Source organism: Micromonospora sp. AKA38 (assembly GCF_027925725.1).
Taxonomy (GTDB): Bacteria; Actinomycetota; Actinomycetes; order Mycobacteriales; family Micromonosporaceae; genus Micromonospora.
In genome coordinates this window covers 469954-495623 of sequence record NZ_BNEI01000001.1, presented here as the reverse complement: position 1 = coordinate 495623, position 25670 = coordinate 469954, and the positions used below count along the sequence as shown (strand labels likewise).

The window sequence follows — 25670 nt, the reverse complement described above, 5'->3', positions numbered from 1 at the left end:
GGCGTACCCATGGATCTTGAGAAGTTGTTGACCGACCGGCTGGCGCCGGCGTTCGCGGCGGTGGCCGGCGGGCCGGTGGACCCGGTCGTGCGGCGCTCGCATCATGCGGACTTCCAGTCCGACGCGGCGCTCGCGCTGGCCCGGCGGCTCGGCCGGCCGCCGCGGGCGATCGCCGAGGAGGTACGGGAGCGCGCGGAGCTGGCCGACCTGTGTGCGTCGGTCGAGGTGTCCGGGCCGGGCTTCCTCAACCTGACGGTGGCCGACCGGGCGCTCGGCGCGCTGGTCTCCGCGCTGGCCGCCGACCCGCGGCTCGGGGTGCCGGTGGTCGCCGGGCCGGAGACCGTGGTGGTCGACTACTCGGGGCCGAACGTGGCCAAGGAGATGCACGTCGGCCACCTGCGTTCGACAGTGATCGGGGACGCGGCGGCCCGGTTGCTGGAGTGGTTGGGGCACCGGGTGCTACGGGCCAACCACCTCGGCGACTGGGGGACGCCGTTCGGCATGTTGATCGAGCACCTGGTCGACCTGGGCGAGGCCGGCGCGGCGCGGGAGCTGTCGATGGGTGACCTGGACGCGTTCTACAAGGCCGCGCGGGAGAAGTTCGACGCGGACGCGGCGTTCCGGGACCGGTCCCGGCTGCGGGTGGTGGCGTTGCAGGGCGGGGACCCGGCGACGCTGCGGCTGTGGCGGCTGCTGGTGACGCAGTCCGAGAGCTACTTCCTGACCGTGTACGAGCTGCTCGACGTGACGTTGTCCGAAGCCGACTTCCGGGGCGAGAGCAGCTATCACGACCTGCTCGCGCCGACCGTCGACGAGTTGGACCGGCTCGGGTTGCTGCGGCGCAGCGACGGCGCGGACTGCGTGTTCCCGCCGGGTTCGGTGGGGCGGGACGGCGAGCCGCTGCCGTTGATCGTGCGCAAGTCCGACGGCGGGTACGGCTATCCGGCGACCGACCTGGCCGCGCTGCGGCACCGGACCGGCACGCTGGGCGCGACCCGGCTGCTCTACGTGGTCGGGCTGCCGCAGCGGCGGCACTTCGAGATGGTCTTCGCGGCCGCCGCGCAGGCCGGCTGGCTGGCCCCGCCGGCCCGCGCCGAGCACGTCGGTTTCGGGTCGATCCTCGGGCCGGACGGGCGGATGCTGCGCAGCCGGGCCGGTGGCTCGGTGAAGCTGGTCGGCCTGCTGAACGAGGCGGTGGAGCGCGCGACCGCGTTGGCGCGGGAGCGCAACCCGGAGCTGGGAGACGCGGAGGCGGCCGAGGTGGGACGCGCGGTCGGCATCGGCGCGATCAAGTACGCCGACCTGGCCGGTGACCGGCGCAAGGACTACGTGCTGGACTGGGAGCGGATGCTGTCGCTGGACGGCAACACCGCGCCCTACCTCCAGTACGCGTACTCCCGGATCCGGTCGATCTTCCGGCGCGCCGGCGTGGCGGCGCCGCCCGGCGCGGACGTCGCGCCGGTCGAGCCGGCGGAGCGGGCGCTCGCGTTCGAGCTGGTCGGTTTTCCGGCGGTGGTCGACGCGGTGGCCGGCAGCCTGGAGTTCCACCAGCTCGCCGGGCACCTGCACCGGGTGGCGGTGGCGTTCAGCGCGTTCTACGAGCGGTGCCCGGTGCTGCGGGCCGACGGGCCGGTGCGGGAGAGCCGGCTGGCGCTGTGCGACCTGACAGCGCGGGTGCTGGGGCAGGGGTTGTACCTGCTCGGCATCCGCACCCCGGAGCGGCTGTGAGCGGGCCGGGTCAGCGGGCCGGCCAGGACTGCACCTCGACCAGGTTGCCCTCGGGGTCGCGCAGGTAGGCGGAGCGGACGCCCCAGCCGGAACGGTCGGCGGGTTCGGCCACGACCGTCCCGGCGGGCAGCGCGGTGACGGTGGCGTCCACGTCGGGCACCGGCACCACGACCAGCACGCCGCCGTCGCCCCGCCCGACCGGGAGCACCGCCTCGGCGGCCCGCCGGCCGAGCAGCGCGAGCACGGTTTCGCCACCGGCGTCGAAGCCGGCGTACTCGAACTCGTCGACCACCTTCTCCGGCTCGCCGAGCAGGGCGGTGTAGAAGGCGAGGGTGGCCGGGAAGTCGTCGGTGACGATGCGGGGATGCACGCTCATGGTCGGACCCTAACGGGCCGGCGTCTCCGGGAAGGCCCGTCAATAACCGCTTCAGCGACAGTGCCGCCCGGCGCGCGGACACCGGCTAGCGTGGCTCGGGACCGGACGAGAGTCCTCGACTCCGGCGTCGACCTGCTGGTCGGCAAGTCGCTGGGCAGTTTCGCCACCCCGCTCGCCGCCGATCGGGGCATCCCGGCGGTCTGGCTGACCCCGCTGCTGCACGAGCCGGCCGTCCGCGAGCCGTTGAGCCGCATCACGTCGCCGTTCCTGCTGGCCGGCGGCACCGGTGACGCGAGCTGGGACGGTGCGGTGGCGCGCCGGCTCAGCCCGCACGTGGTGGAGGTGGCCGGCGCCGACCACTCGCTGATGGTGCCCGGCCCGCTGGCCGGCTCCGCCGAGGCGCTCGGGCGGGTCTGCACCGCGGTGGAGGAGTTCGCCCGCGACGTCGGCCGCTGACCCCGCGCCCCGGTTGCTGACCGATCGGCCGGCGACGCCGACCCGACCGTCCTGATCGGAGAAACGGGTTCCGTCGATGCCGGCCGCCCGTGCGATCCTTCCCTCGCGGGTGCTCATCGTGTCGCCCGCAGTCATCACGGGGGAGGACCGTCATGCGTGCCCACGCGCGCGCTTTTCGGCGTATTTTCACCATTGCCATGACCATTGCGGTCGGCTGCGGCACGGTGGTCGGCGGGCACGCCGCCCCGGCCGCCGCCGACGCCGGCGGGCCGACCGCGCTCACCACCGCCGGGCAGGACTGCGCCCCGACGGCACCGGGGCCCTACCTGAGCCCGGAGCGGCTCAACGACGCGCACGCCGTCGTGATCCAGGGTTCCTGGAGCACGACTCCGCAGAGCCCCGACCCGCAGGCCGACTTCCAGGTGTGGGACGTCACCAAGCCGGACGAGCCGCAGCAGTGGCGCGACGCGGTCGACCAGCGGAACAACCGGGTCTACGTGCAGCTCGAGGACCCCGCGCGCCAGCTGGACGGCGTCACGTACGCCTGGCGGGTCCGCGTCCTCGACGGTGACGTCACGTCACCGTGGAGCGACACCTGCCACTTCACCCTCGACCGCACCGGCGGGCCGGCGCCGGCCGTCGCGTCGGCGAAGTACCCGACCGGGGACTGGGACAACGCCGGCGGCGCGGTCGGCGACACCGGCAGCTTCACCTTCACCTCGGCCTCCGCCGACACGGTGAGCTACCAGTACCGGTTCTCGGGCGAGAGCGAGCAGGACTCGACCGTCCCGGCGACGAGCCTCGGCGGGCCGGCGACCGTCACCTGGACGCCATCGGACGCGGGCCACCAGTCGGTGGTCGTGTACGCCGTCGACCGCGCCGGGAACTGGTCGGAGCGGAACGTCTACGAGTTCTGGGTCCGGGAGACGCGGCCCTCCGTCTTCTCCGCCGCCTACCCGGACTGGGGCACCAACCTGGACTACGGCGTCGGCGTGCCCGGCGCGTTCGAGTTCACCGCCAACGTCCGGGGCACCGAGTCGTTCGCCTGGCGCATCGACGACGACGGCCCGTCCGGCTCGATCGCGGCCGACGCCGACGGCAGGGCCACCGCGATGATCGCCCCGACCCGGACCGGGCGGCAGACGCTGTACGTGCGGAGCGTCACCGGTGACGGCACGACGCACCCGGAGCGGGCCTACACGTTCGTCGTGGACAACGCGCCCCGGGTCACCGGCGACGTCGACCGGGCCGCCATCATCGGGTCGTCGCTCCGGTTCCACCTGGCCCCGCGCATGCCCGACGTCGAGTCCTACCTGTACTGGCGTCGCGACTACAACGGGAACGAGCCCGACCAGAAGACCGTCCTGCCGGCCGGCGCGGACGGCACCGCGGACCTGACCTGGACCGCCACCAACCAGAACATGAACACGCAGGCACTGCTGGTGCAGAGCCGCAGCGGCGACGGCACCCTGTCCGACCCGAGGTTCATCTCCATCTCGGTGTGGGACGCCAAGCCGTGGGTGACCCGGACCGGCGGGGAGGTGGTGGGATCGACGGCCAACTTCACGGTCGGCACCGAGATGGCGAATCCCGTGGAGTACGAGGCGGTCCTCAACAACGACCCGACCACCCGGCAGGTCGTCCCGGCCGCCGCCGACGGCAGGGCGACGTTCCGCTTCACGCTCACGAAGCGCGGATACACGTGGGTGACGGTGGTCGCCCGGAACGCGGCCGGCATCCGGACCGGCGAGGGCAGCACCACCTGGTCGGTCACCGACTCCCCGGTGGTCGTCTCCACCGACTTCCCCTCGTCGGGCTCCGGCCGGATCGCGCCGGGCACGTTCACGTTCAAGCCCCGGCAGCCCGGCGCGGTGACGTACGCGTACCAGGTCGCCGGCGCCGAGGGCACCGTCGCGGCGGCGGCGGACGGCACCGCGACGATCACCTGGACGCCGCCGGACTCGGGCTACCACACGCTGTACGTGAAGAGCCTGACCGCGGCCGGCGTCGAGTCGTTGCAGACCTACTACTCGTTCTACGTGGCACCCGACCCGCTGACCGTGACGTCGGTGTCGCCGACCTCGGTGGCGGCCGGCGGCGTGCGCACGATCACCGTCACCGGCACCGGTCTCCGGTCGGAGCACCAGGTCACGGTCACCCCGGCCGGTGGCACGGCGCTGACCGCGACGGTGCAGAGCGTCTCCGCCGACCACCGGACCCTGACCGCCGAGGTGGATCTGACGTCCGCGGCCGTGGGCAAGGCGTCCGTCGCGGTGCGGCCGGACGACTGGAGCGACCCGGTGTCGCTCGCCGACGCGTTCTCGATCACCGGATCGCAGGCCGTCCGGTCGGTGACGCCGCCGGCCATCACCGGCACGGTGGCGGTGGGGTCGACGGTCCGCGCCTCGACCGGGCAGTGGACTCCGACCGCCACGGCGTACACCTACCGGTGGGCGGCCGACGGCGTCGTGATCAGCGGAGCGACCGGTTCGACGTACGTGATCCCGGCGTCCCGCCTGGGCAAGCGGCTGACCGTGACGGTCACCGCGACCAGGTCCGGCTACTCGCCGGGGCAGGCGACGTCGACGGCCACCGCGCCGGTCGCCAAGGGCGCGGCGCCGCAGGCCACCGTCAAGCCGACGATCACCGGTACGCCCCGGGTCGGCCAGACCGTGCAGGCCGGCGTCGGCACCTGGACGCCGGCCGCCGACTCGTACCGCTACGAGTGGCGCGTGGGCGGGGTGGTGAGCGGCACCGCCAGGACGCTGAACCTGACGGCGGCGATGCGCGACAAGGCCGTGACCGTGACCGTGATCGCGGTGAAGGCGGGCCACCTCGACGGTCGTGCCACCAGCGCGCCGGTCACGGTCCGGGCGTAGCGCGGCCGGCAGTGGTCACCCCGTCGTCCGGTGGGACGGCGGGGTGACCCCGGTCAGCGCTCGATGATCGCGCCCTTCTCGTCGATGCCGTGGGTGCGCCAGTAGACGTCCCACTCGTCGTCGACGTGCTGCGGGACCTTGCCCTCCGGGTAGCGCACGTACGGCGTGGTCGGCTCCTGTCCGTCCGGGAAGCAGGCGCTGCCGCCCTGCCCGCCGACCGCGATGGCCGGATACTCGCCGTCGGCGCAGATGGCCTCCTCGAAGGAGCAGCCGGCGGTGAGCATCAGGCCGCTCAGGGCGACCCCGGCCAGGGCGATCAGAGTTCGCGTTCGCATGGGGAGAATTCTGGCCGCCTCGGCCGGGGCTGCCATCCGTACGCGTACTCAGTCGTTGGGGTGCAGCAGCACCTTCGTCCAGCCCTGCTCGCGCCGGTCGAAGTGCCCGTACGCCTCGGGCGCCTCGGCCAGCGGCAGCTCGTGCGAGACCAGGAACGACGGCCGGGCGCGGCCGGCGATGATCAGGTCGCGGAGCTGTCGGTTGTAGCGCATCACCGGGGCCTGGCCGGTGCCCATCCGCTGGCCCTTGGTGAAGAACGTGCCGTACTGCCAGCCGATCCGGCCCTCCCGCGCCCGCTTGTCCGGACCGTTGGGGTCCTGCGGCACGTAGACGCCGACCACGCCGATCCCACCGGTGGAGCGGACCACGTCGACCAGGTTGTCCAGCACCAGCTCCGGGTGCTCCTCGCCGGACGGGTCGTGGGCCTGGTAGCCGACCGCCTCCACGCCGCAGTCGGCGCCCACCCCGTCGGTGGCGTCCATGATCTGCCGCACCGGGTCGCCCTCGCCGAAGTTGACCGGAACGGCACCGATCTTCTCGGCCATGGCCAGGCGGTCCGCCTCCTTGTCGACCACGAACACCCGGTCCGCGCCCTTGATCAGCGCGCTGTGCGCGGCCATCAGCCCGACCGGGCCGGCGCCGAACACGGCGACCGTGTCACCGGGGGCCTGCCCGGCGAGTTCGGTGCCGTGCCAGCCGGTCGGGAAGATGTCCGACAGCATGGTGAAGTCGTTCTCGTGCTCGGTGCCCGGCGGCAGGCGCAGCAGGTTGACGTCCGCGTACGGCACGCGCAGGAACTGGGCCTGCCCGCCGTCGTACGGGCCCATGTTGGCGTAGCCGTAGGCCGCGCCGTCGATTCCCTCGGTCGGGTTGGTGCGCAGGCAGAAGCTGGTCCAGCCGTGCAGGCAGTTGCGGCAGGTGCCGCAGGCGATGTTGAACGGCACGGAGACGCGGTCACCGACCTTGATCCGGGTGAGCGCGTCGCCGACCGCCTCCACCACGCCCATGTTCTCGTGGCCGAGGATCTTGCCCGCCTCGACCGAGGTGCGTCCCTCGTACATGTGCAGGTCGGAGCCGCAGATGTTGGTGGTGGTGATCCGGATGACCGCGTCGGTGGGGGCCTGGATGGTGGGGTCGGGCCGGTCCTCGACGGCGACGTCACGGGGACCGCGGTACACGAGAGCTTTCACGGTGGGTCTCCACATCTTTCGGAGGCAGGTCAGCCGAGGGCGCGGAGGGGGTCGAACCCGACCTCCTCGGCCCGGACGGCCTGCCGGATGAGTTCCTTCGGCCCGAATCCCTCGCTGGCCAGCTTGTAACCGATCTGCATGGCCTCTCCGACTCCACGGAACCTGCTCCTCTTTCCGACCTTTCCACCGGGGCTCACCGGAAGCAGTCAGAACGGAAAAAAAAATTCTCTGCGCGGCTTTTGCGAGGGCCTGTGTTTTCCAGCGCCGCAGAAGCGAGGGTAAAAGGCGGTTCCTCCCGGCAGGTGCCTAGCGGTAGGGTGCCGGCGTGACGGTGTTCCGGATCGGGGAGGCGGCGGAACTGCTCGGCGTCAGCGCGGACACGGTGCGCCGCTGGGTGGATGCCGGCCGGCTGCCCGCGTCCCGCGACGAGCAGGGCCACCGGGTGATCGACGGCGTGGAACTGGCCGGCTTCGTCCGCGAGCAGGCGGGCGGGCCGGACGGCCGGGCCGAGGAGTCCTCGGCGCGCAACCGCCTGCGGGGGATCGTCACCGCGGTCACCAAGGACACGGTGATGGCCCAGGTGGACATCCAGGCCGGGCCGTTCCGGATCGTCTCGTTGATGAGCCGGGAGGCGGTCGAGGAGCTGGGCCTGCGGGTCGGGTCGGTCGCGGTCGCGGTGATCAAGTCGACCACGGTGGTGGTGGAGCGGTCCACCCCGGCGCATCGGCCACGGCCGGGCGCGTGAGCGCGGCCGAGTGAAACACGGGGAGGAGAGCCTGATGGGGGCACGTATGGTGCGCGCCGCGCTGGCCGGGGTGACGGCGCTGACGCTGGCCGGCTGCGGTGGCGGCACCGGCTCCTCGCCGGCCGGCTCGACCTCCGGTTCCGGCGTGACCGGAACGGTGACGGTGTTCGCGGCGGCGTCGCTGACCGAGTCGTTCACCCGGATCGGCGAGGACTTCGAGACGGCCAACCCGGGCGTGACGGTGCGGTTCAACTTCGCCGGCAGTTCCGCGCTGGCCAACCAGATCAACCAGGGCGCGCCAGCGGACGTCTTTGCCTCCGCCGCGCCGAAGAACATGCAGGCGGTCACCGATGCCGGCAACGGCGACGGCTCCCCGGCCACGTTCGCGCGCAACCAACTGGTCATCGCGGTGCCCAAGGGCAACCCGAAGCGCATCGCCGCGCTGGCCGACCTCACCCGGCCCGGGCTCAAGGTGGCGCTCTGCGCCGAGCAGGTGCCCTGCGGCGCGGCGGCGACCCGGGCCCTGAGCGCCGCGCGGGTGCCACTCCGGCCGGTGACGCTGGAGCAGGACGTCAAGGGCGCCCTGTCGAAGGTGAAGCTCGGCGAGGTCGATGCCGCGCTGGTCTACCGCACCGACACCAGGGCCGCCGCCGACGACGTGGACGGCGTGGAGTTCCCCGAATCCGCCGGCGCGGTCAACGACTACCCCATCGTGGCGCTGAAGAACGCGCCCAACCGGTCCGGCGCGCGGGCCTTCGTCGCCTACGTGCGATCCGACCGGGGCACGGCAGTCCTGACCAGTGCCGGCTTCCAGGCGCCGTGACCTCGACCGAGGCACCCACCGCGGCCCGGGGCGGGCCGCCGCGCCGCCGTCGGGCACAACGGGTGCCGGCGGCCCTGCTGGTGCCCGCCCTGGTGGGCCTGCTGTTCCTGGTGCTGCCGCTGGCCGGGCTGGTGGTCCGCGCGCCGTGGGCCAGCCTGCCGCAGCGACTCACCGAGCCCGGCGCGCTGACCGCGCTCCGACTCTCGGTGCAGACGGCCACCGTCGCCACGCTGGTGTGCCTGCTGCTCGGCGTACCGCTGGCCTGGCTGCTGGCGCGGGCCCGGTTTCCCGGCCGCCGGTTGGTCCGCGCGCTGGTCACGGTCCCGCTGGTGCTGCCGCCGGTGGTCGGCGGGGTGGCGCTGTTGCTGGTGTTCGGGCGTCGGGGCCTGCTCGGCGGGTGGCTGGACGCCACGTTCGGTTTCACGCTGCCGTTCACCACCACCGGTGTGGTGGTCGCCGAGGCGTTCGTCGCGATGCCGTTCCTGGTGATCGCCGTCGAGGGTGCGCTGCGCGGGGCGGACACCCGCTACGAGGAGGCCGCCGCCACACTCGGCGCCGGACGCTGGACCACGTTCACGCACGTCACGCTGCCGCTCGTGGCACCGGGCGTGGCGGCCGGAGCGGTGCTGGGCTGGGCGCGGGCGCTTGGTGAGTTCGGCGCCACGATCACGTTCGCCGGCAACTACCCGGGCGTCACGCAGACCATGCCGCTGGCGGTCTACCAGACCATCGAGGGCGGGGACCTGGACGGCGCGGTCGTGCTCAGCCTGGTGCTGCTGACCGTGTCGGTGGCGATCCTCGCCGGCCTCCGGGACAAGTGGATCACCAGCGCATGAGCCCCGCCCCCGTCGTGGACGCGCACCTGGTCGTCGACCGGGGCGCCTTCCGCCTGGACCTGCCGCTGCGCATCGACGCCGGCGAGGTGGTCGCCCTGCTCGGCCCGAACGGCGCCGGCAAGACCACCGCCCTGCGCGCCCTCGCCGGCCTGCAACCGCTGAGCGCCGGTCACCTGGCCCTCGCCGGGCAACCCGTCGACCGGCCCGACCGGAACCTCTGGACACCTGCGGAGCGGCGCCCCATCGGCGTGGTCTTCCAGGACCACCTTCTCTTCCCGCACCTGAGCGCGCTGGACAACGTGGCTTTCGGGCCGCGACGCCACGGCGCGGACCGGCGCACCGCGCGGCGTCGGGCCGCCGGCTGGCTCGACCGGGTCGGGCTGGGTGACCGGGCGCGCAGCAGGCCCCGGCAGCTCTCCGGCGGGCAGGCCCAACGGGTCGCGCTCGCCCGCGCGCTGGCCGTCGACCCGGTGCTGCTGCTGCTCGACGAGCCGCTCGCCGCGCTCGACGCCCGGACCCGGCTCGACACCCGCGCCGAACTGCACCGGCACCTCGGCGACCATCCCGGTGCCACGCTGCTGGTCACCCACGATCCGCTCGACGCGCTCGTCCTGGCCGACCGGCTCGTCATCGTCGAGGACGGTCGGGTCGTGCAGGACGGCGACGCCGCCGACATCACCGCGCGGCCCCGCACCGACTACGTCGCCCGGCTCGTCGGCCTCAACCTCTACCGTGGCACCGCCGACGGCCGGACCGTCCGGGTCGGCGACCGGCTCACCCTCACCGTCGCCGACCCGCTGCACGGCGACGCGTTCGTCGCGTTCCCGCCGTCGGCCGTCGCCCTGCATCCGAGCCGACCCGACGGCAGCTCGCGCAACGCCTGGGCCGCGGTCATCGCCGGGCTGCAACGCCACGGCGACAACCTCCGCGTGCAACTGGACGGTCCGATCACGGTGGCCGCCGACGTCACGCCGGCCGCCGCCGCCCACCTCGATCTGGTGCCCGGCCGGTCCGTGTGGGCCGCGGTGAAGGCCGCGGAGACCCGCGCCTACCCCGCCTGAGGTACGCCGAGGGCCGGCCTCCCGCGTGGGGAGACCGGCCCGTGACGAGCCGCCGGAAACCGGTCAGCGTTGCAGGGTCAGCAGACCCGGGCGGTACGGCAGCAGGCCGTAGTCGCCGCCGGAGTTGGTGGCTCGACCCTGGTAGAGCAGTTGCAGGTTGCAGGGGTCGACGGTGAAGGTCTGGTCGGCGGTGGTGCGGATCAGTTCGCCGTGGCTGATGTCGTTGGTCCAGGTGGCGCCGCTGTTGGCCTTGCCGGCGAACGGGTTGCTCTCGGTGGCCGCGTTCGGTGTCCACGAGCCGTTCAGGCTGGTCGCGGTGAAGGACCGGAAGTAGCGGCCCTGCGCGCCGATGGCCTCGACGATCATCAGGTAGCGGGTCTGGCCCTGGAGCTTGTAGACCTGGACGGCCTCGAACAGGTTGTTCGTGCTGTCGCTCATGATCGTGGTGTAGTTCGAGCCGAAGTTGCCGGGGAAGTTCCCGATCGGCATGCTCGCCCGGTAGATCTTGCCGTTGTCGCCGGCGAAGAAGAGGTACATGTTCTGGTCGTCACCGATGATCGTCTGGTCGATCGGGCCGGTGCCGGAGCCGGAGATGCTGCCGGTGAACAGTGGCTGCGCCGAGGACCAGCCGTTGGGGTTGGTCGGGTTGGTGGAGGTCTTGTAGGAGAACGCCGTGCCGCCCCACTGGTAGGTCAGTACCCAGATGTTGCGCGGGGCGAAGTAGAACAGCGTCGGCGCGACGGTGCCCTGCGACATGCCGTTCTGGCTGGCCGTGGCCATCTCCGACCAGTTGGTGAACGGGCTGAAGTTCATCGAGCCCCACGACGAGCCGAAGTCGTGCGTGGTCGCGTACACCAGGTGCTTGCCCTGGTAAGGGGCGACGGTGAAGTCCTTCAGCGACGCCCAGCCGGACTTCGGCTGCGCCAGCGCGCCGGTCGACGACCACCGGTACGTCGACGGGAGGTTGCAGGTGCCGCTCGGCGGCGGCGTGGTGGGGGTGCCCCCGCCGTCGACGCGGGCGAGCTGCCACTGCTGGTTGCTGCCGTTCCAGTCGTCGTACTGGACGATGCTGCCGCCGTCGGCGGTCGACGCTCCCTGCACCTCCACCGCCTTGTTGCTGTTCCGGTTGATCAGCCGGACGTAGCCGCTGTCGGAGTCGGCGAGCCGGAACTGCTGGTTGGTCCCGTTGGCGTCGGACCACTGCACGATGTTGGCGGAGTTGGCGGTGGAGAAGTTGTAGACGTCCAGCACCTTGCCGGACAGCCGGGACCGCAGCCGGTAGTAGCCACCGCCCGAGTCCACGAACTGCCACTGCTGCTGGTTACCGTTGTTGCGCGCCCACTGCACGATCCGCGCGCCGTCGGTCGTGGCCAGGTTGTAGACGTCCAGGGCCTTGCCGCTGTTGCGGTTCACCAGCACGTACCAGGCGCTGGTGTCGACCGTTGCCGCGGCGGCGGGGGACGACACCACGGCCGCCGCGCCGACGCCGGCCAGCACGGCCGTCACACCGGCCGCGACGACGCGCGGCAACCATCGCCGCCGTCGACTCGGCGGGGCGACGGATGGGGACCTACCAAAGCCGAACATGATCCTCCTCGATGGCCGAAACCCGGACGTACGCCGCCAGGGTGTTAGCGCTAACAAGACGTGGCCCACGCGTCGCGCACGCCAGTCCCGACAAGGCGGACCCGCCCCGGTCAACCCCAGCCTCGTCCTTGACCATCGAATGTGGGCGATAACAGAACGTTCGTCAAGTCGTAACTTCCTCGAAGCATCCATCGGCGGTGGCCGGAGCGCCTTCCCACGCAGGTGCGCGCCGCCTCTCGACACTCCGGCCGACCCCGGCCGCGGTAATGATGGCGCTAACATCGACGTTTACGCATCATTCGGTCGCGACAGCGACTCCGTGACGAGACGCGAACAGCTTCCTGACAGTCCGCGGTGATCCTGAGCCTCGCTGGTGGGCACCGCGCCGCGGGCCCCGACAGGAAGGCGTCACGATGAGGAAGCATTCGATGGCCGCGCTGGTGCTGGCCGTCACGATCAGCGGCAGCGGGTGCTCGGCCACCGGAGACGACCGGGCCGACGCCGGCAAGCCGGACGTGGCCACGCTCCGCACCGCCACGCCCGCCGCCACGACCCCGGCGCCGCCGACCGACAAGCGGCCCCGCGCCCGTCTCGACGACACCGACGAGGACACGCAGGCCCGCTACGCGCCGTACGAGAAGTGCATGACCGAGCATGGCGTCGACATCAGGAGGACCCGGGCCGAGGGTGTCACCTCGGGCCCGATCGGCGCCGCGAGCAAGGCCTGCGGGAACCTGCTGCCACTGCCGCCCTGGGAACTCGACCCGGCCAACCCGGAGGCGAAGGACTTCGCCCGCGACGTCGTCGCCTGCCTCAAGGAGAAGGGCGTCCGGTACGTCGAGGTCAGCACCGACGGCCCGGGCTGGTCGCTCGGCGGCGAGCACAACGACGCGGAATCGATCTCGAAGGGCATGAGGTTCTCGCCCGAGTGTGAGCGTGAGGTCGCCGCCAAGCGGAAGTAGCCGCCCGGCCCGGAGGCGCCACCCGCACCGGGCGGCGCCTCCCGCATGCGCCGGCACGTCTCAGGTCGAGGCGAGCGCCTCGGTCGGCGTGAGACGGGACGCCCGGATCGACGGATAGACACCGGCGAGCACACCGACCACGACGGCACCACCGAGCCCGGCGAGCGTCGCCGGCACCGAGACCACCACCGGCCAGCCCTGCCAGGTCGCGTAACCGGCGGTCGCGACCGTGCCGATCAGCGTCCCGGCGACCCCGCCGAGCGCGGCCAACGCGGCGGACTCGGTGAGGAACTGGGCGCGGATCTGGCCACGGTGCGCGCCGAGCGCGCGGCGCAGGCCGATCTCGGTACGCCGTTCCAGCACCGAGACCACCATCGTGTTGGCCACACCGATCCCACCGACAAGCAACGCGATCGCGGCCAGGCCGAGGAACAGCGTGGCGAAGTTGCTCTCGGTGGCCCGCTTCGCGGCGAGCGCGTCCGACGGGCGGGTCACCACCACCTGCCCGGGTCGGACCGGCGAGATGGTGGCCGGCAGGACCTCCCGGACGGCCTCCACAGCCGACTCCCGGCACCGCAGGTAGATGACCGTGGGATGCCCGTCGAAGCGCAGGTGGTCACGGGCCGCCTCCCAGCCGACCAGAACCGAGCGGTCGAGGTCCGGCGAGAGCGGCGTCCGGGCGAGGATGCCGACGACGGTGAACCACCGGTCGCCGATGAACACCGACGGACCGGGACCGCCGGTGGCGGGCAGGTCCGCGAAGCCCAGTCGGGTGGCGGCGACGGAGCCGAGCACCACGGTCGGGAACCGTTCCGTGACCGCGTCGAGCCACCGCCCGGAGCGCACCTTCCCGTCGACCGCCCGCAGCAGGTCCGGGCGGGCGGCGAGCACGGTCAGGCCGGAACCGTCGCCGGCGTCGGTGCGGTCGTTGCGACGTACGAGCGCGTGGGTGTTCGCGACCGCGCTCGCCACGGTGACCGGCCCGATGCGCCCGACCATCGCCACGGACTCCTCGGGGAACTCCGCCGGCGAGTCCGGGTCGGACTGCGCCCGCGCCTGGAGGTGGTCGGTGCCGAGCGCGGACAGCTCGCGCAGCAGCGCCGCCTGGCCGGAGGCCGGTACGCCGGTGACGAGCACCGTGGTGGCGATGCCGATCGCGATGCCCAACGCCGAGAACGCGGCCCGTGCCCGGCGGGTACGGATGCCGAGCAGCCCGACGTCGAGCAGGTCGAGCGGGGAGATCCGGACCCGGCGGATCATCGGACCACCGCCGTGTCGCGCACCAGCCGGCCGTCACGCAGCTCGACGCGGCGGGGAAGGTCGGCGGCGATCTCGTTGTCGTGCGTGATGACGGCGATGGTGGTGCCCTCCTCGTTGAGCCGGCGCAGCAGGCGGAGCACGGCACGCCCGTTGTCGGTGTCCAGTGCGCCGGTGGGTTCGTCGGCCAGCACGAGGGCGGGGCCGTTGACGAGCGCCCGGGCGATGGCGACACGTTGGCGCTCGCCACCGGAGAGCTGCGCCGGACGGTGGTCGACACGGTGGGTCAGGCCGACCCGGTCGAGTGCGTCGAGCGCGAGCGGCCGACGGCGGCGGCGCGGGACCCCGGCGTAGAGCAGGCCGGTAGCCACGTTCTCGGCGGCGGTGAGGCCGGCGGCGAGATGGAACTGCTGGAAGACGAAGCCGAGCCAGCGGCCACGCAGGGCGGAGAGCCGGCGGTCGGAGAGCCCGGCCACGTCCTGCCCGGCGATCGAGATCGTGCCGGAGGTGGGCCGGTCCAGGGTGCCCATGAGGTTGAGCAGGGTCGACTTGCCGGAGCCGGACGGCCCGACGATGGCGACCAGTTCACCCTCGGTGATGTCCAGCGAGACCCCCCGCAACGCCTCGACGCCGCCGGGGTAGCGCATGCCGACGTCGCGCGCCGAGAGCACCGGGGTCACGAGGTGGTCACCACCGGGGTCCCCGCGCGGAGACCGTCGCCCCTGACCTCGACGAGCCCCTGGGCGAAGAGCCCGGTCTCGACCGGGACCAGATCCCCGCCGGAGACCTGGACGCCGTAGCCGCCCTCGCTGAGCGCGAGCAACGCGCCGACCGGGACGACGAGGACGCCTTCGTGGATCTCGGCGGCGAAGTCGACCCGCACGTCGGCGACGCTGATCCGGGCCGTGGCGGCGGAACCCCGCACCGCGATCGTCACGGTGACGGTGGGCGGGCCGCCGGTGCCGGCATCGCCCTCCGCCGCCTTCACCGCCTGGCCGACCGCGGTGACCCGGCCGCCGATCGTGCTCTCGTCGGGCAGGTGCACGGTGACCGCGTCGCCCGGCGCGATCGAGGCCGCGTCGCCGACGTTCGCCTCCACGGTGACGACCTTCGAGGTCCCGGTGACCGACAGCAGCGGGGCGTCCCCGCTGTCGCCCGGCTGGGCGGCGACGGAGTCGACCCGGACCGCGCCGACGAGCACCACCACGTCCCCGGCCTCGACCGTGCCGGTCGCCGGCACCCCCAGATCGTGCTGCCAGCGCTTGACCGCGTCCCGCAACGCGGCGGTCAGCACGCTCTCGTCCCTGGCCACCGGCGCCGCCGGGGCGGGCGTGGACGACGACCGGGCCGGCCGGGCGCCGGACGTCGGCCGGTCACCGACGTCGTAGCCGAGGGCGTGCAGGTTGTCGGCGACGATCCGCACGTCCCGGCCGACCGTGCCGAGGTCGCGCAGCGGGCGGAACAGCGGCATCCCGCCGTAGAAGAGCGGCACGGGCCGGTCGTCGACCCGGTAGAGCTGCTGGCCGCGCCGCACCGACGCGCCCGGGGCGGGCAGCCACGTCACGGTGCCGCTCCGGCCGCCCTTGAGCAGTCGGGCGGCGCCGAAGCCGAGCGTGCCGGGCAGCGACTGCGACGTCGACATGTCCTGCTTCACCACCGCGACGCTCCGTACGCCTGCCGGTTCGTCCGCTGTCGACGCCGGGCCGGTGTCCCGGCCGGGCCAGACGACGACGGCCGCGGCGAGCAGTCCGGCGACGACGACCGCGGGGACCACCGCCCTCGTCAGGTAGCGGCGGCGCGGTGCCGGTTCCCTGCCGACGAGCGGGATGACCTGGGTTTCGGCGTCCGCCGGCGGCACCGTTCGGGTCAGTGGCATGGCGCCGATCGTGACCCGGGATCATCAGGATCCTGTCAGGTCCGGGCATGACCTTTTCCACGGATTCGCGACCCCGCGGCTCACCTATAGTCCCCACCATGTGCGCACGGGTGATGCTCGCGGAGGACGATCGGCGGCAGGCCGAGGCGCTGCGCCGCTACCTCACCGCGGAGGGTCACGAGGCGACGGTCGTGCACGACGGCGAGGCGGCACTGCGGGCGGCCCGGCAGCAGACGTTCGACCTGCTCCTGCTCGACGTGATGCTGCCGGGGCTGGACGGGATGCAGATCTGCCGGATCCTCCGGCAGGAGTCGGACGTGCTGATGCTGATGCTGACCGCCCGGTCGAGTGAGGACGACCTGCTGCGCGGCCTCGACCTCGGCGCCGACGACTACATGACCAAGCCGTTCAGCCCCCGGGAACTGGTGGCCCGGGTCCGGACGCTGCTGCGCCGCGTCCCCGCGACGGCCCGGCACTCACCGGTGCTCCGGGTCGGCCGCCTCACGGTCGACGAGCCCCGGCACACGGTGACCGCCGGCGGTGTCCCGGTCGACTGCACCGCCGGTGAGTTCGCCATCCTGGCGGCGATGATCCGCCAGCCCGGCCGGGTGTTCACCCGCGGCCAACTGCTGGAGCACACCCGGGGCATCGACCGGGAGTCGACCGGGCGCACCATCGACGTGCACGTGATGAACCTGCGCCGGAAGATCGAGGCGAACCCGCGCCGGCCACGGCAGCTCCTGACCGTGTACGGCGTCGGCTACAAGCTGACCGCCGGGACGCCGTGAGACGCGTGCCGCCGCACCGCAGCCTGGTGGTGCGGCTGCTGGCCACCTCCCTGCTGGTGGCGGTCTGCGCGATCCTGGCCACGACCTGGCTGGCCGTCCAGTCGACCACCCAGGCGATCCAGCAGGCCCAGGGCCGTTCGCTCGCCGACGACAAGAACATCTACGACACGCTGGTGAGCTACGCCGCCACCCACCGGGACTGGTCCGGCGTGGCCGCCGTGCTCGCCGAGCGGGCCGGCACGCTCGAACGCCGGATCACGCTGATGACGCCGGACCGGCAGGTGATCGCCGACTCCGCACCGGACGGCCCGTCGCTGCGGGCGGCCCGCCCCTCGGCGACCGTCGACCCGTTGCAGGTGGACCTGGGCCTGACCGGCGGGACCGCCCGGATCGACCGGCGCGTCCTCGGGCCGTACGTGCTGACCAGCCGGGAGAGCGGCGTCACCCGGCAGTTGGCCGGGCGGTGGCTCACGTGCATCCACCGCAACTCCGCCCTGGACGGAAAGGTCGTGGTCGGCCCGACCGGACGGGCGTCGGTCCAGGTGACCGGGACGGACGGGCGCGACGTCGTCGGCTACTGCCTGCCGGCCGACCTGGCCGCCCCGCTGCCGACCGAGGCCGGGCCGATCGCGCGGCTGCGGGACGCGACGAAGTCCTGCCTGCGCCGGGCGGGAGTGCCGGACCGGGTCGCGATCAGGCCGGACCGCACGGCGGTCCCGAGCGGCTCCGCCGGGCTCGACGAGCGGATCGACTCCTGCCTGCACGAGGCGTCGGTCGCCCAGCTGAGGGCGTACGCGGCACCGCCGGCGCTGCTGTTCGTGACCGACGAGGCCCAGGGCACCACCGAGCCGGTGTTCAACCTGTCCCGGTCGAACGTGATCCGCATCGTCGAGGTGACCGGCACGGTGCTGGCGGCCACCGTGCTGGTCACCGTGCTGGTCGGGCGTCGGCTGGTACGACCGCTGCGGGCGCTGACCGACGCCGCCCGGCAGCCGATGGACTCGCCGGCCCGGGTGCCGGTGACCACCCGTGACGAGATCGGGTTGCTGGCCACCGCGCTCAACGACCTCGCCGCCCGGCGGGAGCAGACCGAGGCGCTGCGCAAGACCATGGTCAGCGACGTGGCGCACGAGCTGCGGACGCCGCTGAGCACCATGCGGAGCTGGCTGGAGGCCGCCCAGGACGGTCTCGCCCAGCCCGACGCGCACCTGCTCAGCCTGCTGCTCGACGAGGCGATGCTGCTCCAGCACATCATCGACGACCTCCGGGACCTGGCCGCCGCCGACGCCGGTGAGCTGCGCGTGCACCGCGAGCCGCACGACGTGGCCGACCTGCTGGACCAGGTCGTCGAGGCGCACCGGGGCGCGGCCGACGCCGCCGGGGTGCGGCTGGGCCTCGACGTGGCCGACGTCGGTGAGACGGCGGTCGACGGCGCCCGGCTGCGGCAGCTCGTCGGCAACGTGGTCGCCAACGCGATCCGGCACACCGCCACCGGTGGCTCGGTGACCGTGCGGTGCACGGTGCGGGCGGAGCAGTTGAGCATCGTCGTGTCCGACACCGGGACCGGCATCGCGCCCGCCGACCTGTCCCGGGTCTTCGAGCGTTTCTGGCGGGCCGACGACTCGCGGGCCCGCCGCACCGGGGGGAGCGGGCTCGGCCTGTCGATCGCCCGCAAGCTCGCCGAGGCGCACGGCGGCACCATCTCCGTCGAGAGTGTGCTCGGCGTGGGCAGCACGTTCACCGTCCGACTGCCGATCGTCGCCGCCGTCCCGCACTGACCGGCCGGGCCGGGACATCGCGATGCCCCGGCCCGGCCGCCGCTCGGGAAATGACGCGGACCGTCAGCCGCAGCGTTGACCGTTGAGCGTGAAGGCGGTCGGCGCCGGGTTGGTGCCGCTCCAGGTGCCGTTGAAGCCGATGCTGGTGGACGCGCCGGGGGCGAGTCTGCCGTTCCAGCCCAGGTTCTCGGCGGTGACGCCCGTTCCGCTCTGCTTCCAGGTGGCCGACCAGCCCTGGCCGACCTTCTGGCCGGTGGTGGGGAAGTCGAAGGCGAGCTTCCAGCCGTCGATCGCGGTGGCGCCGGTGTTCTTGACGGTGATGGTGGCGGTGAAGCCGCCCGGCCAACTGTTCGCCGCGTAGCCGACCGTGCAGCCGCCGGTCGGGGTGGTGGGCGCGGTCCGCACGGTCAGGCCGGGCGAGGCCGCCGAGACGTTGCCCGCCGCGTCCCGGGCGGTCACCACGAAGGTGTACGGGGTGTCCGCCGTCAACCCGGTCACGGTGTACGCGGTGCTCGTGGTGCTGCCCACCTTCACGGTGCCGGCGGTGTCGACCCGGTGTACGTCGTAGCCGGTGACGCCAACGTTGTCGGTGGACGGCGCCCAGCTCAGCGCCACGCTGTCGCCGGTGACCGTGCCGGCGACCGGCTTGCCCGGGGCGGTCGGCGGCTGGGTGTCGCCGGGCGTGGTGCCGCGCGGCAGCACCAGGTGGGTGATCGAGTTGGCCGGGAAGGTGGCGGTGAAGCCGCCGGCGGTCACCGGCTGGTCGGCCTCCCGGACCACGCCGGCGAGGTTCGCCGCGCTGTAGCGGTAGACCTCGGCGCTGCCGGACGAGGCACCGGTCAGGGCCACCGGGCTGGTCAGGTCGTCACCGGTCTTGTTGACCACGACCAGGGTCAGCGCCTTGTCGGCGGTGCGCTCGGCCGCGTACACGGCCAGTTTGCCCTGGTCGGCGCTGGTCGCCCGGACGGACGTCTCGCCGAACGCGCCGCCCTTGCCGTCATAGTTGCGGTAGATCCGAAACGCGTCGGCCACCGGCTGGTCGGCGGTCGGCGCGGTCCAGAGACTGGCCAGGTCGAGCCCCTCCCGGCCGAAGATGCCGAGCACGTCCGCCTGGGCCAACGCGCCGTTGAGCGAGCCGTACCCGCCCCAGCTGTACTCGGTCATCGCGATCTTCGTGCCCGGGTAGTGCTTGTCGACCAGCTCGCGCATCCGCGGGATGAACCGGACCGGCTGGTTGATCCAGCTCTCGTCCACGTACGTCGGGTCCCAGAGCTGGCGGGTCGAGCGCAGTCGCAGCGCCTGGGTGGCGGCGTCCCCGGCACCGGACCCGCTGACGCCGGACTGCTGCGGGTAGAGGTGCACGTCGAAGTAGTCGAGGACGCGGGTGCCGTGCTGCTGCTCGTACTCCCGCATCCGGTCCAGGTACCACGGGCCGAGGTCCTGGCCGCCGTGCGCGGCCTTGTCCGGCGGGTTCGACCAGCAGCCGGTCCGGGAGCAGGTGTCCTGGTCCAGCCCCGAGTAGAAGATCGAGTTCAGGCCCCAGCCGACCGGGCCCAGCGTCTTCGCCCCCGGGTCGGCCGCCTTGATCGCCGCGCCGTACGCGTAGGTGCGGTCGCGCAGCTCGTCGTAGCCGAGCCCGACCGGGCGGACGTCGCGGTGGGTCGAGTGCCACAGGTCCGGCTCGTTGTCCAGGTTGTAGAACCGCACCCCGCCGCTGCCGGCGGCGCCGAACCGCTCCTTGAGGTGGGTGACGAAGTCGGTGGCGTACTCCGGACCGACGGCGACGCTGGTGTCCTCCGGGTCGTTGCCGGTGACCAGGCTGCCGTCCGGCTTCTTGCCGTTGCCGCAGTCGGGCGCCCACTGGTCGGTGGACTCCTGCGGGCCGTACTTCGCCACGCTGAAGCCGCACGCCCGGGACCGGTCCCTGGCGATCCAGCCGATCATCGGCATCGTCATGATCGTGTCGGTGCCGGTGGCCTTGTTCCGTGCCACGAACCGGTCGCTCTCCGAGCCGTCGGGCAGGCTGTCCGGATCGGCGTTGTCGTTCGGGATGTTCTCGAAGTACCAGTCCGCGGCCCGGTTGGTGGTGTCGGCGCGGAAGTTGTAGCGGGTGGTGGCGTTGCCGCCGTACCGGTGCACCGGTAGCCGCAGCTCCCGGGCGAGCGCCTCGTCGGCGAAGTTCATCCCGTAGACGTACGGGCTGATCGCGTGCCGGTCGGCGGTGGTGTCGACGGCCAGCGCCGGGCCGGCGGCGGCCTGGGCGGGCCCTGGTAGGGCCAGGCCGCCGAGCGTGGCGGCCAGCACGACCGGGAGCAGTGCTGTGGTGGGACGCACGAGCTCTTCCTTCCTGAGGAAATCGAAGCTCGCCGTTGGGAGCGCCCCCACAGCCTGGCCCGGTCCGCCGCCCGCGTCAACACGCGGCGTCCGGTGGATCAACGCCGCAGCGTCTGGCCGGGCGTCTCGCCGTACTCGTCGCGGTAACGCTCGACGAAGCGGGAGAGGTCGGCGAAGCCCCAGCGACTCGCGACCGACGCGACGGTCCGGTCGTCGCCGGCGGTGGCCCTGCTCAGGTCCTCCCGCGCCTTGTCGAGACGAACCCGGCGCAGGTAGGCCAGCGGGGTGGTGTCGAGATGGCGGCGGAAGGCGAGCCGGAGCGCGCGGACGGTGACGGCGGCGGCGCGGGCGATGTCGGCCACGCCGAGATCGACGTCCGGGTTGGCCTCGATGAACGCGATCGCGCGGCGCAGCGTCGCCGGGTGGGCGTCGTGCTGGTCCGCGACGCTCGGCCCTGGCGGCACGTCGCCGGGAAAGGTGGCGAGCGCGGTCGCGGCCAGCATGCGCATCGCGGCGCCGAGGATGAGCGGCTCGGCGCCGACGTGCGGCTGTTCGAACAGCTCCCTGACGTAGCGCGCGGCATGGCGCCACTGCTCGGCACATCCGGGAAGCGGTTCCCACGAGCGTGGCCGCCACGGTACGCCCGACCGGTCCGGCGTGGTGCCGGCGACCTCGTGCAGGAGGGATTCGGGCAGGCCGACGACGTCGAGGTCCGGCCCGTACAGCCGAGCGTCCCACCGCACCTCCCGGAGGCTGCCGAGGTAGGTGTCGCCCGGGCCGTAGCGGGCACTGTCCCTGCCCCGCGCGTAGTCGACCCGGCCGGCCCTGACGGTGCCGATGAGGATGTGCTCGCCGCCCTCCATGCGGAAGTCGAGGTCCGCCGAGACCCGGACCGCGCTCAGGTTGACGTCGCCGCACTCCAGGCGGTCGAAGCCGACCCGCATGCGCCCGCTCACCGCGCCCCCGACCCGCAGGTGCGAGCCGTAGAGGCGGCTGATGAACTCGCGCGCCTCCTCGGGTTCCGACGACACGAACCGGGTACGCCGAGGAGGGTCGGCCGCGGATCCCGCCATGAGTCCCCTTTCGCCGGTGCCGGATCCCGGGACGCGTCGCTGCACCTCATCGGCGATCATGTCACCACGAGGCACCGGTCGGACACACGCCGTGCCGATCCCTGTGGAAGTCGTCCCCGAGGGCCGCTATCCGGCCCGCGAGACCGTTCGCGGGCGTATCGGGAAACGCATACGCCCGCGCAACAGCCCGGCGCCCTCACTTCGGGGACGGACCGGGAGGCCGTCCGCCCGGTCCGCCACCGGAGAGGAGCATGGGGATGGATGCGACACGGGAGCGGGCAGCCCGCCGCGCCGACGGGACATCGCCTGCTCAGTGGAGGTCTGCGTCTGCCGCATAATGATGGTTGTCCACGGGTGGGTACGGCGCGCCGTCGTCTTTGGGCGCCGCGTGCTGGTGCGTCCGAGGAGCATTCATGGAACAGGTCTTCGAGGCGATCGGTGTCGACCTCGTCGAGCAGGTCCTCCGTGACAGCTATGGCGGGGACATCCGCGTCGACGTCCGCGACTCTTCTCCACGGTTGCGGCTGGAGGCCACCGCGATCACTCCGTCGGCGCGACTCGACCAGATCACCTTCGGCCTCCACTTCGACGTGCAGGCCGAGGCGCTCGGTCGGCTGGTCATCTGCCGTATCGACTCCGGCCGGCTCGCCTACCACCCGGCCGGCGGCGGGAAGACCGCATACGGCCGCGGTGACACGTTCATTCCCGTGTCGCCGGAGCGTGGCTTCACCGCCGACTGCGCGAAGGCCGACTTCCACACGACGGTCCTTGACCCGGTCCTGCTGGAGAGCGTCGCGGAGACCGCGCCCGGCCGTCGCCCCGAGCCGGTCCGGTTCACCAGCCACCAGCCCGTCTCCGCAGCCGCCGCCGAGACGTGGGAGACCGTGTACGGGTACGCCCGCGAGACGGTCGGCCTCGGGGTGGCCGAGCAGCCGCTGCTTGCCGGGAGCATCGCCCGGCTGCTGGCTGCCACCGCCCTGACGGTCTTCCCGAACAACACGCTCAGCGATCCCACGTTCTCGGACCGCCGCGACGCCCACCCCCGGATGCTGCGTCGCGCGATCACGTTCATCGAGGAGAACGCGGACCGGGACATCACGCTCGCCGGCATCGCCGCCGCGGCCCACACGACCATCCGCGCCGTGCAGTTGGCGTTCCGCAGGCATCTCGACACCACCCCGATCACCTACCTGCGATGGGTCCGGCTCGAACACGCCGATCAGGAGTTGCGCCGGACGGATGCAGCCGACGACGGCACCGTCGCCGAGACGGCCCGGCGCTGGGGGTGGGCCGACGCCCACCGGTTCGCCGCCGCCTACCGGCTACGCTTCGGCTCGCCACCGACCGCGTCACCGCACGACCGCGCGCCGTGAGCGCCGACGCGTATCCGATCTGCGGCCGGCGGACGCCGGTGTCACCGTCGCGGGTGACACCGGCGTCCGGTCGTTACGGGGTGACCACCTTGCCGCCGAACGTCACCACGAGGCGGCCGTCGGAGGCGAAGGACCAGCCGAGGGCACCGGAGTACTGGGCGCAGCGGGACCCGTTGCTGCCGGAGAAGAACTGGTTCGAGCTGTCGGAGTTGCCGACGATCCGGTCGTTCGCGCCACCGTCGCACGAGGTGTTGTTCCGGAACACCGAGGAGCCGCCGTCGAAGTTGAAGTTGCGCTCGGTGTTGCCGATGCCGGCGTTGTTCGACACCGTCATCGAGCCGACGTTGCGGTTGTAGGTGAACCCGTGCTGGCCGTTGTCGTACGCGATGTTGCCGCGCACGACGTGGTTAACGCCGATGTCCTCGCCGCCGAGCTTGAAGCCGTTGCGGTCGCCGTTGCCGGCCTGGCCGCCGTTGCTCAGCGTGCCGTTGCCGTACGCCAGGGAGGACTCGATGGTCACCGGGCCGATGGGCCCGGTGTCGCTCTTGGTGTAGAGGTCGTAACCGTCGTCGATGTTGTTGTGGGACACGGTGTAGCGGAAGACGTTGCCGGCGCCGACCGTCAGCTTCGGGGCGAAGCCGTCGGCGTCCTCACCGTCGGAGTCGGCGTTGTCGTGCGACTCGGTGCTCACCACCAGGTTGTTCGCGGGCCACTGGTCGCGGGGCGCGTTGGCGACCAGCCGCGAGAGCTGGAGCCCGGAGTCCCGGTTGAAGCGGGTCACCACGCGCTCGATGATGTTGTTGTTGCCGGCGAGCAGGATGCCGTTGTCCCCGGCCCGCTCGACGACGATGCCGCGGATGTGCCAGTACGACCCGCCCACCTGGAGCCCGCGGTTCGCCGGGTCCTCGCTCTGCGCCGAGAAGTTGAGGACCGGCGTCTCGCCCGGGTAGGCGAAGATGCTCTTACGCGCGCTCGACGTGCCGTTGTTGCCCTGACCGATGGTGACGGTCTGCGTGTAACGGTAGGTGCCGCCGCGCAGGTAGATGGTGCCGCCGGCGGCGACCCGGGTGATCGCCGAGGCGAGCGTGGTCGGGTTCGCCTGCGTGCCGGCCGCGCCGTCGGTGCCGGTCGGCGCCACGTACAGCGTGCCGCTCGACGGTGGCGGCGTGGTCGGCCCGGTGGTGGGCGGCGGGGTGGTGGGCCCGGTGGTCGGCGGCGGCGTGGTCGCGCCCGAGGCGTACGTCTCGAACTCGGCGATCCTCGGGGTGACGGTCGAGCTGGTGATCTCGAAATTGATCTTGCGGAGCGAGGTGGCCGCGAATGTGATGACGCCCGCCCCGGTGCCGCTGGCCAGCGTGGCGCCGGTGTCGTTGTTGACCACCCGCCAGGAGCCGACCGCCCCCACCGCGCCGGCCGCCTCCCGGATGTTGATCGAGGCGACCGTGGTGGCGGAACCCCACTTCACCGAGATGCGGCCGGTCGAGCCGGCCGGCGACCAGTAGGTGCTCGTGTCGCCGTCGATGGCGTTGCCGTAGCTGGTGCCGTCGGCCTTGCTGGAACCGTCCGCGCCGGCCCCGAGACTGAGGTTTGTGGCATTGGCGTTGATCGATGTCAAATTGAGGTCGCCGAATGCGCCCGACGCCTGGCTCACCGGTATCGCCGCGACGACCGCCACGGCGGCGACCACGGCGATCCCGCCGGTAAGAAGCTTGTGTCGCACTGCGGTTCTCACAGTTGGACTCCTCGGGAGTAGACACGGTGCGGGCACGACTCTCACCGCCCCGACACCGCATGTGGCTTCGTGTGCGCACCCTCAGCCCGGATCGAAACATCGATGAAACACAGGCTAAGAAAGCGCTTACCGGCGAGGCAATAGCAAAGACGTGCAGGTTTGTTGCATACGGGAAGGGCGCCCCCGTCGGCCGCTCAGGTCGGTGGGCGTGCGCGCGACCGGGACACGCCGCCCACCGGCCGCCGGTCGTCGAGCGGCTCCGCGACGGGCCACGGCCCGGGGCGGTGAACGGAGGCCCCCCGCGTCGAGGAACTGTCGGGCGCGCCGACGCGCCGACTCGACGCCGCAGTCGGCGGCCGGAGCGAGCGCCCGGACGGCCAACCCGGTGGCCTGTTCGAGATCGCCGACGCGCAGGTGGGCGGTGGCCAGGTCGAACGCCTCGGCGACGCACGCGCGGACGAGGCGGAAGGCCCGCAGGTT

General features: G+C 72.7%; 21 protein-coding genes. 11 read left to right on the top strand and 10 right to left on the bottom strand.

Annotated features, from left to right (window positions below; translation table 11 throughout):
- Positions 1–9: 9 nt before the first annotated feature.
- Positions 10–1728, top strand: coding sequence for an arginine--tRNA ligase (gene argS, locus TPA0908_RS02370; protein WP_281934204.1), 1719 nt, complete (start codon positions 10–12; stop codon positions 1726–1728).
- A gap of 10 nt (positions 1729–1738) precedes the next feature.
- On the opposite strand, the gene TPA0908_RS02365 is transcribed toward argS, so the two are convergent.
- Positions 1739–2104, bottom strand: a complete 366-nt coding sequence (locus tag TPA0908_RS02365; RefSeq protein ID WP_281934203.1) for a VOC family protein — start codon at positions 2102–2104, stop codon at positions 1739–1741.
- A gap of 90 nt (positions 2105–2194) precedes the next feature.
- Here TPA0908_RS02365 and TPA0908_RS02360 point away from each other — a divergent pair, with 90 nt between their 5' ends.
- Complete coding sequence (locus TPA0908_RS02360) at positions 2195–2560, top strand: alpha/beta hydrolase (protein ID WP_281934201.1); 366 nt, start codon at positions 2195–2197, stop codon at positions 2558–2560.
- 197 nt (positions 2561–2757) lie between these two features.
- Complete coding sequence (locus TPA0908_RS02355) at positions 2758–5439, top strand: IPT/TIG domain-containing protein (RefSeq protein WP_281934199.1); 2682 nt, start codon at positions 2758–2760, stop codon at positions 5437–5439.
- A 53-nt stretch (positions 5440–5492) separates the two neighbouring features.
- Here TPA0908_RS02355 and TPA0908_RS02350 read toward each other — a convergent pair whose 3' ends face one another.
- Positions 5493–5774, bottom strand: coding sequence for an SCO0607 family lipoprotein (locus TPA0908_RS02350; RefSeq protein WP_281934197.1), 282 nt, complete (start codon positions 5772–5774; stop codon positions 5493–5495).
- Between the two features lie 48 nt (positions 5775–5822).
- Complete coding sequence (locus TPA0908_RS02345) at positions 5823–6965, bottom strand: glutathione-independent formaldehyde dehydrogenase (protein WP_281934195.1); 1143 nt, start codon at positions 6963–6965, stop codon at positions 5823–5825.
- Between the two features lie 325 nt (positions 6966–7290).
- Here TPA0908_RS02345 and TPA0908_RS02340 point away from each other — a divergent pair, with 325 nt between their 5' ends.
- Genes TPA0908_RS02340 through TPA0908_RS02325 form a run of 4 tightly spaced genes read left to right on the top strand, consistent with a single transcriptional unit; the run spans position 7291 to position 10430 of the window.
- Complete coding sequence (locus TPA0908_RS02340; RefSeq protein ID WP_281934193.1) at positions 7291–7710, top strand: TOBE domain-containing protein; 420 nt, start codon at positions 7291–7293, stop codon at positions 7708–7710.
- A 34-nt stretch (positions 7711–7744) separates the two neighbouring features.
- Positions 7745–8533, top strand: a complete 789-nt coding sequence (gene modA / locus TPA0908_RS02335) for a molybdate ABC transporter substrate-binding protein (protein ID WP_281934190.1) — start codon at positions 7745–7747, stop codon at positions 8531–8533.
- Positions 8530–9369, top strand: coding sequence for an ABC transporter permease (locus TPA0908_RS02330; RefSeq protein ID WP_374709159.1), 840 nt, complete (start codon positions 8530–8532; stop codon positions 9367–9369). The genes modA and TPA0908_RS02330 overlap by 4 nt, the downstream gene beginning before the upstream one ends.
- The gene (locus TPA0908_RS02325; RefSeq protein WP_281934188.1) at positions 9366–10430 is read left to right on the top strand and encodes an ABC transporter ATP-binding protein; all 1065 of its coding nucleotides are present in this window, start codon (positions 9366–9368) and stop codon (positions 10428–10430) included. The genes TPA0908_RS02330 and TPA0908_RS02325 overlap by 4 nt, the downstream gene beginning before the upstream one ends.
- 63 nt (positions 10431–10493) lie before the next feature.
- Here the strand turns inward: TPA0908_RS02325 and TPA0908_RS02320 are convergent, their stop codons facing one another.
- Positions 10494–12017, bottom strand: a complete 1524-nt coding sequence (locus TPA0908_RS02320; protein WP_281934187.1) for a non-reducing end alpha-L-arabinofuranosidase family hydrolase — start codon at positions 12015–12017, stop codon at positions 10494–10496.
- A gap of 413 nt (positions 12018–12430) precedes the next feature.
- Between TPA0908_RS02320 and TPA0908_RS02315 the strand changes: the two genes are divergently transcribed.
- Positions 12431–12979 (top strand): hypothetical protein, encoded by a 549-nt coding sequence (locus TPA0908_RS02315; protein ID WP_281934185.1) that lies wholly within the window; start codon positions 12431–12433, stop codon positions 12977–12979.
- Positions 12980–13039: 60 nt separating this feature from the next.
- On the opposite strand, the gene TPA0908_RS02310 is transcribed toward TPA0908_RS02315, so the two are convergent.
- From TPA0908_RS02310 to TPA0908_RS02300, 3 genes are read right to left on the bottom strand one after another with little or no spacing between them, the layout of a single operon-like run.
- The gene (locus TPA0908_RS02310) at positions 13040–14239 is read right to left on the bottom strand and encodes an ABC transporter permease (protein ID WP_281934183.1); all 1200 of its coding nucleotides are present in this window, start codon (positions 14237–14239) and stop codon (positions 13040–13042) included.
- Positions 14236–14883: an ABC transporter ATP-binding protein gene (locus tag TPA0908_RS02305; protein WP_281934647.1), complete on the bottom strand. Its 648-nt coding sequence runs from the start codon at positions 14881–14883 to the stop codon at positions 14236–14238. Before TPA0908_RS02305 ends, TPA0908_RS02310 begins: the two co-directional genes overlap by 4 nt.
- 29 nt (positions 14884–14912) lie before the next feature.
- The gene (locus tag TPA0908_RS02300; RefSeq protein ID WP_281934182.1) at positions 14913–16112 is read right to left on the bottom strand and encodes an efflux RND transporter periplasmic adaptor subunit; all 1200 of its coding nucleotides are present in this window, start codon (positions 16110–16112) and stop codon (positions 14913–14915) included.
- Positions 16113–16210: 98 nt separating this feature from the next.
- Here TPA0908_RS02300 and TPA0908_RS02295 point away from each other — a divergent pair, with 98 nt between their 5' ends.
- Together TPA0908_RS02295 and TPA0908_RS02290 are read left to right on the top strand one after the other, a co-directional pair.
- Positions 16211–16900: a response regulator transcription factor gene (locus tag TPA0908_RS02295; RefSeq protein WP_281934181.1), complete on the top strand. Its 690-nt coding sequence runs from the start codon at positions 16211–16213 to the stop codon at positions 16898–16900.
- Positions 16897–18678 (top strand): sensor histidine kinase, encoded by a 1782-nt coding sequence (locus TPA0908_RS02290; protein WP_281934180.1) that lies wholly within the window; start codon positions 16897–16899, stop codon positions 18676–18678. Before TPA0908_RS02295 ends, TPA0908_RS02290 begins: the two co-directional genes overlap by 4 nt.
- Positions 18679–18741: 63 nt before the next feature.
- On the opposite strand, the gene TPA0908_RS02285 is transcribed toward TPA0908_RS02290, so the two are convergent.
- Both TPA0908_RS02285 and TPA0908_RS02280 read right to left on the bottom strand, forming a co-directional pair.
- Positions 18742–21012, bottom strand: coding sequence for a glycoside hydrolase family 44 protein (locus tag TPA0908_RS02285; protein WP_281934178.1), 2271 nt, complete (start codon positions 21010–21012; stop codon positions 18742–18744).
- Positions 21013–21110: 98 nt separating this feature from the next.
- Positions 21111–22085 (bottom strand): helix-turn-helix domain-containing protein, encoded by a 975-nt coding sequence (locus TPA0908_RS02280; protein WP_281934176.1) that lies wholly within the window; start codon positions 22083–22085, stop codon positions 21111–21113.
- A gap of 413 nt (positions 22086–22498) precedes the next feature.
- On the opposite strand from TPA0908_RS02280, the gene TPA0908_RS02275 reads away from it, so the two are divergent.
- Positions 22499–23458, top strand: coding sequence for a helix-turn-helix transcriptional regulator (locus TPA0908_RS02275; protein WP_281934174.1), 960 nt, complete (start codon positions 22499–22501; stop codon positions 23456–23458).
- A gap of 73 nt (positions 23459–23531) precedes the next feature.
- On the opposite strand, the gene TPA0908_RS02270 is transcribed toward TPA0908_RS02275, so the two are convergent.
- Positions 23532–25190 carry a cellulose-binding protein gene (locus tag TPA0908_RS02270; RefSeq protein ID WP_281934173.1) on the bottom strand — a complete coding sequence of 553 codons (1659 nt, stop codon included), beginning with the start codon at positions 25188–25190 and terminating at the stop codon, positions 23532–23534.
- Between the last annotated feature and the right edge of the window lie 480 nt (positions 25191–25670).

What these genes read in the sequence shown, in the direction of transcription:
- TPA0908_RS02350 (WP_281934197.1), bottom strand. Translation starts at nt 5,774, where the DNA reads ATGCGAACGCGAACTCTGATCGCCCTGGCCGGGGTCGCCCTGAGCGGC.
- argS (WP_281934204.1), top strand. Translation starts at nt 10, where the DNA reads ATGGATCTTGAGAAGTTGTTGACCGACCGGCTGGCGCCGGCGTTCGCG.
- modA (WP_281934190.1), top strand. Translation starts at nt 7,745, where the DNA reads ATGGGGGCACGTATGGTGCGCGCCGCGCTGGCCGGGGTGACGGCGCTG.
- TPA0908_RS02300 (WP_281934182.1), bottom strand. Translation starts at nt 16,112, where the DNA reads ATGCCACTGACCCGAACGGTGCCGCCGGCGGACGCCGAAACCCAGGTC.
- TPA0908_RS02315 (WP_281934185.1), top strand. Translation starts at nt 12,431, where the DNA reads ATGAGGAAGCATTCGATGGCCGCGCTGGTGCTGGCCGTCACGATCAGC.
- TPA0908_RS02355 (WP_281934199.1), top strand. Translation starts at nt 2,758, where the DNA reads ATGACCATTGCGGTCGGCTGCGGCACGGTGGTCGGCGGGCACGCCGCC.
- TPA0908_RS02295 (WP_281934181.1), top strand. Translation starts at nt 16,211, where the DNA reads ATGTGCGCACGGGTGATGCTCGCGGAGGACGATCGGCGGCAGGCCGAG.
- TPA0908_RS02305 (WP_281934647.1), bottom strand. Translation starts at nt 14,883, where the DNA reads ATGCGCTACCCCGGCGGCGTCGAGGCGTTGCGGGGGGTCTCGCTGGAC.
- TPA0908_RS02310 (WP_281934183.1), bottom strand. Translation starts at nt 14,239, where the DNA reads ATGATCCGCCGGGTCCGGATCTCCCCGCTCGACCTGCTCGACGTCGGG.
- TPA0908_RS02325 (WP_281934188.1), top strand. Translation starts at nt 9,366, where the DNA reads ATGAGCCCCGCCCCCGTCGTGGACGCGCACCTGGTCGTCGACCGGGGC.
- TPA0908_RS02365 (WP_281934203.1), bottom strand. Translation starts at nt 2,104, where the DNA reads ATGAGCGTGCATCCCCGCATCGTCACCGACGACTTCCCGGCCACCCTC.
- TPA0908_RS02275 (WP_281934174.1), top strand. Translation starts at nt 22,499, where the DNA reads ATGGAACAGGTCTTCGAGGCGATCGGTGTCGACCTCGTCGAGCAGGTC.
- TPA0908_RS02320 (WP_281934187.1), bottom strand. Translation starts at nt 12,017, where the DNA reads ATGTTCGGCTTTGGTAGGTCCCCATCCGTCGCCCCGCCGAGTCGACGG.
- TPA0908_RS02280 (WP_281934176.1), bottom strand. Translation starts at nt 22,085, where the DNA reads ATGGCGGGATCCGCGGCCGACCCTCCTCGGCGTACCCGGTTCGTGTCG.